Source organism: Rufibacter tibetensis (genome assembly GCF_001310085.1).
GTDB lineage: Bacteria > Bacteroidota > Bacteroidia > Cytophagales > Hymenobacteraceae > Nibribacter > Nibribacter tibetensis.
In genome coordinates, this window is record NZ_CP012643.1 from 3,141,225 (window position 1) to 3,153,494 (window position 12,270).

At 51.5% G+C, this 12,270-nt stretch carries 8 protein-coding genes; all 8 read left to right on the forward strand.

All coding sequences use genetic code 11. The annotated features are described in order from the left end of the window. Positions 1–9 precede the first annotated feature (9 nt). The 8 genes from hemC (at position 10) to DC20_RS12860 (ending at position 12,230) form a co-directional block, all read left to right on the forward strand. Entirely contained in the window at positions 10–954 is a 945-nt protein-coding gene (gene hemC, locus DC20_RS12825; RefSeq protein ID WP_062544191.1) for a hydroxymethylbilane synthase, read from the forward strand. A gap of 69 nt (positions 955–1,023) precedes the next feature. Next, positions 1,024–1,644, forward strand: a complete 621-nt coding sequence (locus DC20_RS12830) for a peptidylprolyl isomerase (RefSeq protein ID WP_062544192.1) — start codon at positions 1,024–1,026, stop codon at positions 1,642–1,644. A 10-nt stretch (positions 1,645–1,654) separates the two neighbouring features. Beyond that, the gene (locus tag DC20_RS12835) at positions 1,655–2,554 is read left to right on the forward strand and encodes an SDR family oxidoreductase (RefSeq protein ID WP_062544193.1); all 900 of its coding nucleotides are present in this window, start codon (positions 1,655–1,657) and stop codon (positions 2,552–2,554) included. A 163-nt stretch (positions 2,555–2,717) separates the two neighbouring features. Beyond that, a complete protein-coding gene (locus DC20_RS12840) occupies positions 2,718–3,689 on the forward strand; it encodes a ComEA family DNA-binding protein (protein ID WP_245652207.1) in 972 nt (323 codons plus the stop codon). A 266-nt stretch (positions 3,690–3,955) separates the two neighbouring features. Then, positions 3,956–5,830, forward strand: a complete 1,875-nt coding sequence (locus DC20_RS12845) for a PAS domain-containing protein (RefSeq protein WP_062544195.1) — start codon at positions 3,956–3,958, stop codon at positions 5,828–5,830. A gap of 210 nt (positions 5,831–6,040) precedes the next feature. Beyond that, positions 6,041–6,997 carry a sensor histidine kinase gene (locus DC20_RS12850; RefSeq protein WP_062544196.1) on the forward strand — a complete coding sequence of 319 codons (957 nt, stop codon included), beginning with the start codon at positions 6,041–6,043 and terminating at the stop codon, positions 6,995–6,997. Between the two features lie 324 nt (positions 6,998–7,321). Further along, a complete protein-coding gene (locus tag DC20_RS12855; RefSeq protein ID WP_062544197.1) occupies positions 7,322–11,317 on the forward strand; it encodes an AAA domain-containing protein in 3,996 nt (1,331 codons plus the stop codon). Then, positions 11,307–12,230 carry an NHL repeat-containing protein gene (locus tag DC20_RS12860; RefSeq protein WP_062544198.1) on the forward strand — a complete coding sequence of 308 codons (924 nt, stop codon included), beginning with the start codon at positions 11,307–11,309 and terminating at the stop codon, positions 12,228–12,230. The genes DC20_RS12855 and DC20_RS12860 overlap by 11 nt, the downstream gene beginning before the upstream one ends. Positions 12,231–12,270: the final 40 nt, after the last annotated feature.

Genomic DNA, 12,270 nt, shown 5'->3' on the forward strand with positions numbered 1-12,270 from the left:
ATAGATAGCATGGAAACACCCCAAACAACGTCTCCTATTCGCATTGCTACCCGAGGAAGCCGCCTTGCTTTGTGGCAGGCCCACCACGTGGCCGAAACCTTGCGCGCCAACGGCATGGAAGTGGAGATTGTGACCATTACTACCAAAGGAGACATCGTTTTAGACCGTTCTTTAGACAAAATAGGCGCGAAAGGCGTGTTCACCGAAGAGCTGGAAGAAAGCCTGCGCACTGGTGCTACTGACATTGCCGTGCACAGCGCCAAAGACGTGCAGTCCACCATCCCAGATGATCTGGAACTGTTGGCGTTCATGGAGCGCGAGAAAGTACATGACGTGGTCATTTCCTTTGACCCGCTGTTCAAACTCGGCGAAGGACAGCAGGTCATTGGCACCTCGTCTACCCGCCGCCGTTCCATGCTGAAACGGTTTTACCCTAACGTAATCACGTCTGAGTGCCGGGGCAACTTGCAGACCCGTATCCAGAAATTGAAAGACGGCCAATACGATGCCATTCTGCTGGCGTACGCTGGAGTAGCCCGCATGCAGTACGACCACATGGTGGCACAGCATCTGCCGCTAGAGACGTTCATTCCGGCTGCCGGACAAGGAAGTGTGGCCATTGAGTGCGCCAAAACCCTTCCGTTGGAACGCAAACTGAATTTGAAACTGGCTCTGGACCACAAACCCACGCACCTGTGCCTTCTGGCCGAGAGGGCGTACCTGCGTACCATGGAAGGCGGCTGCAGCATCCCTTCCTTCGCGCTGGCTACCATTGAAGAGGATACCATAACCTTGAAAGCAGGTATTATCAGTCTGGACGGAGAGCAGTTGATTGTGGAGGAAATAACCGGTCCTTCTGAAGAAGCAGAAGCCATGGGTGAGCAATTGGCGCAAACCGTGCTTAGCAAAGGTGGTGACAAAATCCTGAAAGCAATCAGAGAAGAAAAAGCATAAAAGAATACCAAGGGCAGCTAACCTCTTAACTTGGGTGGCTGCTTTTGACCTGTTTATTTGAAAGTGCCCATGAAAAGAAGTTTGTTCTTGTTAGCCCTGCTGGTTCTTGTAAGTACCGCTGGCATCGCGCAGAAGAAAAGCAAAAAAGATTACCTCGTCACAATTTCAACTTCGCAGGGAAATATCCGGCTGGTGTTGTTTGAAGATACCCCCAAGCACCGCGAGAACTTCCTGAAACTAGTGAAACAGAAGTTTTATGACGGCACTACCTTCCATCGGGTTATTGATGATTTCATGATCCAGGGCGGTGATCCTAACTCCAAAGATGATAATCCCCACAATGACGGAGCCGGAGACCCGGGGAATACCGTACCCGCTGAGATTCTGCCGCACCACAAGCATGTCTACGGGGCCTTGGCAGCGGCCCGGATGGGGGACAATATGAACCCCAAGCGGGAATCAAGTGGCTCGCAGTTTTACCTGGTAGAGAATCATGAGGGCGTTCCGTTCCTGAACGGGCAGTACACCGTGTATGGGCAGGTAATTGACGGCCTGGCTGTGATTGACAAAATCGCGGAGCAACCCAAAGACTTCCGTGACCGTCCTACCACTGATATCAAGATGACGGTAACCGCCGACAAGATGTCTAAAAAGAAAATCACTAAATTGTACGGTTACCGCTACGAATAACCCTCAAACTATGAAGACTCTCCTGATCACCGGCTCCAACGGCTTACTGGGGCAGAAATTGATTGACCTGCTCCACACCGAGACCAACATCAAGCTGATTGCCTCGTCGCGCGGCCAAAACAAACTGGCAGCGTTGTATCCGCAGGTAACGTTTGTGCCCATGGATGTCACCAGTGCTGAAATGGTGGAAAGCGTGATTGCTGAAACCCAGCCCACGCACATCATCCACACCGCGGCCATGACCAACGTAGATGACTGCGAGAGCCAACGCGAGGAGTGCTGGAAACAGAACGTAGACGCTGTGGAGAACCTGGTGAAAGCCTCTGAACGCCATGGCGTGCACCTCATCCACGTTTCCACGGATTTCATCTTCGATGGTGAAAACGGTCCTTATACCGAAGAAGCAGAAGGTGCTCCGGTAAACTTCTATGGACAAAGCAAACTGGCTGCGGAGGAACTGGTGAAGAAAGCCGCCTGCAAATGGGCCATTCTGCGTACGGTGCTGGTCTTCGGGATTGTGCATGACTATGGCCGGTCTAACATTGTGCTGTGGGTGAAAGGCAGCCTGGAACAAGGCAAACAGATCAAAGTCGTAAACGACCAGCTTCGTACGCCTACTTTGGCTGAGGATCTAGCCCAAGGCTGCTGGCTTGCCGCTAAACATGATGCGCAAGGCATCTTCAACATCTCTGGCGAAGAGTTACTAACCCCGCACCAGATGGCGGTACAGGTAGCCGAATACTTTAACCTGGACAAGACATTGATTGAAGAGGTAGACGGTTCCATCTTCACGCAACCCGCCAAACGCCCACCGCGCACAGGCTTTGACATCACCAAAGCTAAAACACAGTTAGGCTACCAACCCCGCACCTTTAAGGAGAGCATTGCCATTGTGGCAGGGCAGATCTAAGTTACGTATACCTGTATAAGAATGCTGTTCCGGGGCTGTTTTTATGAAAACGGCTCCGGAACAGCAATTTTGCATTAACAGAGATGTCTGCCGATTACAGTGAATCAATTATCAGACACACAGGAGAAATGTTAATTCAAAATATATAACAATTAAGATATATGTGCGTAGTATAGCATCTATGCTGAACCGTCTGCTTCGCGCTCTTCAGGATTTCTTTTCGTTCTCCCAGCGGGAGCTCAAGCAGTTTTTCATTCTGATTTTCCTGATGGTGTTCATTGCTGCGGCACCATTTTTATTTTTCCAGGACGATGTTCCCTATGACCCCACCGCCGACCAGCAGATTCTGGACAGCCTGGTGGTGCAGTTGGACACCCAGGTAGAAGAGGCCAAAGCCGAAAGAGCCTCCGCGTACAAACGCAAACCCATCAGGCTGTACCGGTTCAACCCCAATGACCTCACGGTGGAACAGTGGCAGGAACTGGGAGTAAACAAGTACATCGCGCAACGCATCCTGAACTACAAAGCAAAAGCGGGTGCCTTCAAGAGCAAAGCCCAACTGCAGAAGATCTATGGGTTGCCAGACTCGCTTTTCCAGATGTGGTACCCATACATCAACCTTCCAGATGAGAGCCCCGGCTACGCGTACAACAGAGACAAAGGCCAACCGTTTTCATCCTCTTATCCAGAAAACCGGCCTAAAACGGAGTACCCCCGCAAGAAGTGGGAACTGCAGCCTTTTGACCTGAACACCGCTGATACTACTGAGTTAAAACAAATCAGGGGTATCGGCAGTAAACTTTCGGCACGAATTGTGGCGTTTCGGGACAAGATGGGTGGATTTCACTCAGTGGAGCAGGTGGCGGAAGTGTACGGGTTGGCCCCGGAGGTGGTAGACAGCGTGCGCAAGTACGGGTTCATCGCGAAGGCGTATGCCCCACGCAAACTCAACCTCAACACCGCTACGTTTGATGAACTAAGGCAGCATCCGTACATCGGGTATGGGTTGGCCAAAGCCATCGTGAATTACCGAACGCAGCATGGCCCCTACCCCAATGTGGAGGAACTGCGCAAAATCAAGATACTGGATGAAGCGAAGTTCCAGAAGATGCAAGCCTACTTATTTACCCAATAACCTCAGTCAGGCTCCTTCCTCAAATCAGGCCCTTTGTTAAGCAGATGTTTTAAGGCTTCTTTTCCAAAAACAACTTTGAAACAAGCTTCTGCCCAATAGTAGAATCTAAGCAAGCTTGCTCGTATTTATACTGAAAAAGCGATCGAAGAGCAGATTTGGCACCTTCTGGATGGGATATTTTTATTGTTTTAGTGGATCTGGCCGTATTTTAATAGATACAGGTTTACGGGCAATACATGCAAAAGGAATCGAAAGAGGGTAGTTCTATGAGTCAGGTAAAGGAGGAGGAAATTACCCAGATAGAACCATCTGTTCTGCTGCAGATCCTTGAGGCTGCTCCAGACCCCTACCTTATACTGTCGCCTGATCTTAAAATTCGGGCGGTGACCCAGGCGTATCTCACCGCCACCCTTAGCAGGTCTGAAAACCTCATCGGCAAAAATGTGTTTGAGGCTTTCCCAGATAATCCTGCCACGCCTGAAGTTAGGACGGTAGAAAACCTGCTGGCTTCCTTAATGAAAGTACTGAGAACCAAGCATCCGCACCAAATGCCTACCCAGCATTATGATGTGCCCAAGCCTCTGGAGCTTGGGGGCGGTTTTGAGGAAAAGCACTGGAATCCGGTAAACGTTCCGGTGCTCAATAACGCCGGAGAGGTCATCTACATCATCCATAAAGTAACAGATGTCACCGCACTGGTGAATAAACAAGACGAGGTAAAGGACTTAACCCGAGAGCGGAATGCCTTGCAGGTGGGGTTAGACCTCGCCCATGACATTCAGCAGAAACTAAAAGAAGACGAACGCCGCCTGAAAGAAGCCCAGGCCATTGGCCATATAGGAAGCTTTGAATCAGTGCTGCCGGGAGCGGAGGTAGTTTGGTCAGATGAAATGTACCGGATCTACGGACTGGAGCCGCAAAGTGAGCCTGCCACCCTGGAAAGGTTCTCTTCTTTCGTGCACCCAGATGACAAGCTCCGCTATGACCAAGCCATGCAGGTTTTCTTTCAGGAGCAGCGCAAGTTGGACCTTACCTACAAAATCATCCGGGCCGATGGTCAGCTTAGGATAGTGCACACCCTTGCAACCGTGACGAGAGGGGCAGGAGAACAGGACCGGGTGCATGGCACCGTGCAGGACATAACAGAGCAGAAGTTGGCGCAGGAAAAGCTGGAAGCCAATGAAGCTTTGTTGCGGCAGGCCGAGTCTGTGGGGCAAACCGGAAGCTATGAGGCCAATGCCGCCACCATGTATTTCCGTTTCTCCGATGAAGCATACCGAATTTTAGGGTATGAGCCCTATGTAGTAGAACCTACCCTGGAATGGCTAAACAGCATCTCGTTTCAAGAAGATGAAGAGCTCGTGAACCAGCGCATTGCCCAAGCTACGGAGACAAATCAGCCTTACCAGTACATCCGCAGAATCTATTGGCCCAACGGGCAACTCCGGTACCTTGAAGGCAAAGGCAGGGTTATTTACGATGAACAGGGGCAGCCAGTAAAGTACTTAGGCACTATCCATGATATTACAGACCAGATCAGGACTGACCTTATTCTGAATACCATCAATGAGGTGTGCTTTGAGTTGGATGAGCAACTTCAATTCAGATACGCCAACCGCAAAGCGTATGAGGCATGGGGAAAGAACCCGGAAGAGGTGCTGGGGAAAGGGTACTTCGAGGTTCTCCCTGAAAATAGTGACTCAGATATTTCAGAGGTGATCACCACCGCTGTGCAGAGGAAAGAGCAGATTCTGCAGAGATTGTACAACCCCATAGATGAGCGGTGGTATTTCTATAACGCCACGCCGTCGCCCACCGGATTAATTGTCTTGTACTATGACATAACCGATAGGGTGAACGCCCGGCGCAAAATACAGCAGCAACAGGAGCAGTTTCAGGTGCTCATAGAGAACATGCCAGACCTTATTTCCAAGTGGAACAAAGATGGGGTGTTGGTGTACAACAACCCCAATTTTGAAGCCAAACTAGGGCTGAGGACCGGAGGAGAACTAGGCAAAACTAACCTGGAAATGGGAATCATACAGGAGGTGGCCAGGCCTTTTCTGGAAAGTCTGCAGAAAGTGTTCGCCTCGGGCCAACCCCAGGACCACTCCTGTGACATCCAAACGCCGGAAGGATAGGTTCATCTTTTAGCCAGGCTGGTGCCGGAGTGTCTGCCAGACGGCACGGTAAACACTGTTTTAAGCATTGCCCGTGATATTACCCAGGTAAAGAAAGCCTAGGAAGAAATCACCAGGCACCTCAAGATTCTGCAGCAATCAGAAGAACTGGTGGGCATGGGCAGTTGGGAGTATGACATTGCCTCAGACACGTTTACCTAGTCAGAAGGCTTGGGGCACCTGTTGCAGGTAGGCCAGGGAGAAGGCCAGTGGACAGAAATCTTATTAGAGTACGTGCAGGAGGAAGATAAAGAAGCCGCCAGCAATATTATCAATGCGTTACAGTCAAACCCGCAGCCTTTTGATGAGACACTAAGACTACAGCTTGAACAGGGGTTAAAAGTGATTCGGGTGAAAGGAACGGTGGTGCCCGGGGCAGACGGAAGTCCCGCGAAGGTTTTAGGTGTGAACTGGGACATCACCGAGATGCAATGCCTGGAAGATGAAAACCTCAGAATCAAACTGGACCAGCAGAAAGAACTAGCCTTGGCCATTCTGAACACGCAGGATGCTGAGCGCCGCCGCATCGCCGAAGCCCTACACAACGGCATTGCCCAACTCCTGTACGCCGCAAAATTGAACTTGGGCCAGGTGCTGGGAGATGAAAACATTACCAGTACCCCACCTTTGGCAGAGAGTGTGTCCAAAGCAGATGGAATCCTGGAGAAAGCCATTCAGCAAACCCGTTCTTTGTCGCATGAGTTAATCCCAACACCCCTTTCTAATCTGGGGCTGGATGCCGCTATCAAAGACATCTGCTCTACTTTTAACAGTCCGCAACTTAAGTTAAGGTGCTGGTTATTCAACTTGAATACTCCCCTAGACAAGCACCTAGAACTAGTGGTGTACCACATTGCGCAGGAGTTGGTCAACAACGTGGTCAAACACGCCCAGGCCACCGAAGCCGGAATCATCTTACGGGAGCAGCGCGGCGCGCTGGTGTTGGAAGTGGAAGACAACAGCATCGGCTTTCTTCCCAACCAGTTGGACAGCAGAGGCATAGGTCTTAAGTCTATCAGGGGCCGGATCAACCTTTTGAACGGAACCATGGAAATAGATTCAGCCCTGGGGCAAGGCACTCCGGTCACCATCTACCTTCCGCTGCCTAAAACTCAGGCAAAGCCATAAAGCATGCAAGCCAACAGCTTTAGAAGCTGTTTTCTGAAAAATGCGGTAAAATAGATTGCCAATGCATTCAGCAGACTTTACAAATGCAGGGGCAATTCCTTGTGGGTAATCCCCACATTTCTAACCCCAAGCCGATTCTATAGAATTAGCTAGTTCTCCCCCCTGATTTGTAATCCAACCTACATTACTTAATTTACCAGGGCGATGGTGCGCATAGGAGTACCAACCGCAGAAAAGTAACCGTTTAGAAAGCAAAACAGTTAACCCAGAGCGCGGGCTCCGCCTGTTCTCTTACCCTAGCATTCCTGTTTCCTGAAACTTCCCATGCCAAACCCCAGAACTCCACTTCCGCACCTGCTTAAGCAATACCAGCGTCGGCTCCTGAACCTCAGCGGCTCTAACCGTTCCCTGGTGTTGCTCAAGCCTTCTGCGAGCCTTCACCTGGATCTTCATGCCTTAGACCATGCTCACAAAGGACCCTCTTACGACTACGTGAAAGACCTGCTGGCCGGCAAGCAGAACATCATCCTCTGCGAAGTAGCCGATGCCCGTGATGCCGCTCTGGCATCCCTCACCAAAAGCTTGAAAACCATTCAGCGGCGGGCGCACATGATCTGGGAGGAGCGGGGCGCGAAAGAATTGTTTGTGGGCTGGCCTTTTGTGGAAGGAGCTTTCCCGGATGGCACGCTGGTGCGCTGCCCACTGCTGTTTTTCCCTGTGGAGCTGCGAGTGAACGAGAAACGCCAATGGCAGTTGGTGCGCCAAGAAGACACTCCCGCTTTTTTCAACAAAAGCTTTCTGCTTGCCTACGCGCACTATCTCAACTTGACTCCAGATGAGGCGCTCATGGAAGAGGATTTTGACGAGTTTCCTTCCGATGACCTTCAGTTCCGCACTAAGTTGTATGAGCTCCTAAAGGAAAGCAATGTTAAAATCAACTTCAATCAGGAACTGCTGAAAGACCTGCTGCAGCCCTACAAAGCCTACAAACGCGAAGACCTGGAGAAATCCTGGAAGCCGGGCCAACTCAAACTTCAGCCCGAGGCCGTCTTAGGCATCTTCCCGCAAGCGGGCTCTTACCAATTGGCAGACTATGATGATCTGCTGGAAAATCCGCCGGTGGAATCTCTGGAAGAACTGCTCTTGCCACAAGTAGAAGTAAACGCAGTGCACGCCCAACTGGAGCAGCAACTCTTCACCGCCTTTGACGCTGACGCCTCGCAGGAAGCGGCGCTGCGCCAGGTTAAATCAGGGCAGAGTGTGGTGGTGCAGGGACCGCCAGGCACGGGCAAATCGCAGCTCATCTGCAACTTGGTCTCTGATTACTTGGCGCGCGGCAAAAGTGTGCTGGTGGTCTGCCAGAAACGAGCGGCTTTAGATGTGGTGTACCAGCGGTTGTCTACCACGGGACTGGACCAGTTCTCCGCCCTGGTGCACGACCTGAACCTGGATCGGCCGGCCGTGTTCTCCAAAATACGTTACCAGATTGAGCAGGTAGAAGAATACCAACGCCAGAACGTAGCCTTAGGGAACATCCAAGCCGAACGGCAATTCCTGGAAACCAGTCGCCATATCAACCAAATCTCAGAGCGCCTGAACAGCCTGAAAGAAGCATTGTTTGACACGCATACCTGCGGCTGGTCGCCCAAAGAACTGTACCTGCGCAGCAACCCACGCGCGCCGCACATTTCCGCCGAAGGCATTTACCGCCATTTCACAGCTACTACCTGGCAGGAGTGGCGCCCGCGCCTGTTGCATTACCTGCAGGATGCCGTGTTGTTGCATAACTCTGATTTCCCGTGGAACGACAGGAGGTCCTTTCACCTCCATACCTGGGCTGAGCGCCAGAAACTAACTCAACTCCTTACCCAGATTCCGGCAACCGCGCAAGCCACTGCTGCCCAGGTGCAGCCATTGCTACCTTTGCAAGCTGAACCTTGGGATGCCCTTCAAGCTCTGCTGCAGGAACTGCCAACCCTTCAAGCCCTGCAGGAGGCATTAAGAGATAAAGCCGTATCTCGCCTGTTTTTCGGAAATCTGGCCCAAATCAAAGATCAGAAGCAGCGCGAGACGCAATTGGCACAGTTGCAGAAAGACACAGAGGCTACCCAAACTAAACTTTCGCACGCCGAGGCCCAGCAATTGACGCAGCTGTTGGCCGCATACGATCAGGCGCACAGCGGGTTTATGGGTAAAATTCAGTGGGCGTTCTCCTCTGACAAAAAGAAGCTGGCCGCCTTCGCTGAAAGTAAACATCTCTCCAATCCTGATACCGCCGTAGAGCATTTACGGGCGAGCTTAAAGAGTTGGGAAGCGCTACAAGCGCAATGGAAAAACCTGCAGGTCTTGGAGCCAACCTTGGCTATTCCGGCGGATTTTTTTGGAACAGAGGCTGTGCAGGAGGGGGAAGCCTTACAACGGGCGTGGGAGCAACGCAAAACCCTGCAGCGGCTCATGACCTATGATGTGCTCCCCGATGAACTACTTCAGTTATCCTCTGAGCGTTTCCAGACCCTTTTCACAGAAACGCTGCCAAAGCTCCAACAATTGCAACATGAATTGCTGGAATGGGAACGCTGGCTCATGCCCTCGCAGATTGAAACCATCGCTACCAACCCAGCTGCCACGCAGGAACTCACGCAATCTCTGTCAGAGCACTTTGACCGCATGGTTTCTTTTGATGCCTTAGTCCACACCTTTTTCCCGGAACTGAAGGCGTGGCTAACAGAACTGCGCATGACCATGCCAGAAAGCGTGGAAGCGCAACTTCAGGCCTTGGAAAATAGTGTGCTTTTGGCTTGGCTCCAGCAACTGGAAGGCCAAAATCCAGTTCTGACCATTGTGAGCACGGGTGAACTGGAGCGGCTGGAAACTGAACTGCAGGAAAAAATAAAGCAGAAAGCCGACCTCAGCCGCCAAATCATCCTCCTGAACCTACGGGAGCAGACCTACAAAAATATGGAGTACAACCGGCTGGGCAACCCAGTTACGTACCGCCGGCTCCTCACTCAGGTAAGCAAAAAACGCATGCTGTTTCCCCTCCGGAAGCTGAATGCAGAATTTGGAGAGGAAATACGGCAACTGTTGCCGTGCTGGCTGGCGTCGCCCGAGACTGTTTCAGCCTTGTTTCCGCTGGAGCGGATTTTTGACCTGGTCATCTTTGACGAAGCCTCACAGTGTTTTGCCGAAGTGGGGATTCCGGCCATGATCAGGGCTAACCAGGCGGTGATTGCCGGCGATGAGCAGCAGCTAGGACCCTCAGATCTGTACCGCGTGCGCTTCGGGACCGACGAGGAAGAAACCGAGGAACTGCTGGTAGAGTCTTTGTTGCAGTTAAGTGCATTGCACCTGCCGCAGACGCTGCTTTCTGAGCATTATCGCAGCCAGTACCCAGAACTGATTCAGTTCTCTAACCGCAACTTCTACCGTGATAAACTGCAGCTTATCCCTAAGCTGGAGGCCATGAACACTACTAAGCCTGCGCTGCAGTACCTCAAAGTAGACGGCGTCTGGGAAAACCAGACCAACCGGGTAGAGGCTGAACGCGTGCGGGATCTGGTCTTTGAACTCATCGCCAAAGGAGAAACCAACATTGGCGTGATCACCTTCAACTTCCCGCAGCAGCAGTTGGTGCAGGATTTACTGGAAGAGCAGGCCCTAACCCAAAACGTGAAACTCCCCGAGGAACTCATCATCAAAAACATTGAGAACATTCAGGGCGATGAGCGGCAATACATCATTTTTTCTATTGGCTACGCGCCAGATGTCTCGGGCGTGGTACGCGCCATGTTCGGAAGTCTGAACGCGGCCAAAGGCGAGAACCGGTTGAACGTGGCCATTACGCGGGCCATCAAAAGGGTGTACGTGGTGACCAGTTTGTGGCCAGAGCAATTCCCTACCGAGAACGTGAAACACCCTGGCCCCAAGTTGCTGAGAGAGTACCTGGCCTTTGCGCGGGAGGTAAGCGAGAACGGGTTTACGCCCCAACCGTCGCCGGCTACCAGCATCCCGTCGGCGTTGTTATTGTACCCCACGTTATTGGCTCAGTTTGGGCAAAATAGTACAAAAACCGAAATGTCGTTAGAACTTCCCTTTGCCGACCTTACTTTCCGCAACGGCAATAGGTACGAGGCCGTAGTATTAACCGACGACGATTTGTACTTCCGCCGACCTTCTGCCAAGGCCTCTCATGCCGACGTGCCCCTGCGTCTCAAAGCCCGGGGCTGGAAATTCGGGGCCGTGTACAGTCGTCAGTTCTGGAGCCAGCCCAAACAGGTTTGGCAAAAACTAAGCGAACTGTCCCAAAAAGATGAAAGATAAATTACTGGAAATCACCGCAGGTTTGTGTCTTCTTATTGCCGTAGCCTGTGACTCTGGCGCGGCCAAAACAGAAGAAAGCTCCGCAGACCTTACTGAAGAAGAAGGAAAGAAAAAGAAAGACAAGAATCCGGCCTCTGAAGGTTTTGAAGTGAACCACAACTACGATCTGCTGGAAATGAGCAAGATGGGTAAAAAGTCCGTGCCTGAAAGCTCTGGCCTGGAAGCCTCGGCAGACGGCCATTTCTGGACCCACCCAGATGCCGGAAACGAAGCAGTTCTGTACAAGATCAATGAATCTGGCGAGCTGCTGGAAACCATGAACGTGCAGGGCGCCAGGAACACGGACTGGGAAGACGTAGCCCGCGGCTCAGACGGATTCCTGTACATTGGCGACATGGGCAACAATGAGAACACCCGCCAAGACCTCCAGATTCTGAAGGTAGACGAAAAATCTAAAAAGGTAGTAGGAACCATTCCGTTCAAATATGCAGACCAGACGGAGTTTCCGCCATCAAAGAGCGGTTTGAACTTTGACGTGGAAGGTTTTCTTATGCACAACAACGCCTTCTATCTTTTCACTAAGAACCGTGGCAAAGGCGACTGGGTGAAGCTTTACAAAGTAGCCAACCAGCCTGGCGCCTCCCAAACCGTGACTGCCTTGGACAGTGTGCAAATCACTACGAAAATCACCGCCGCTGATATTTCACCAAATGGCCGCCACATTGCCCTTCTGGGTGAGGGTTGGGCGTATTTGTTTGAAGCAGACAACCCAGAGCAAGTGTTCAAAGGCAAGAAAGAACAAATTCCTCTAGGCAAAGTAGGCCAGGCCGAAGGGCTCGTTTTTGTCAATGACACTGATATGATGATTTCCAACGAAGCCGGTCGGTTGTTCATGCTGAGCTTGAAGAAGTAACTGGCTTTGCGATTTTTAGATTAGAACTTCTTGTTTCAAA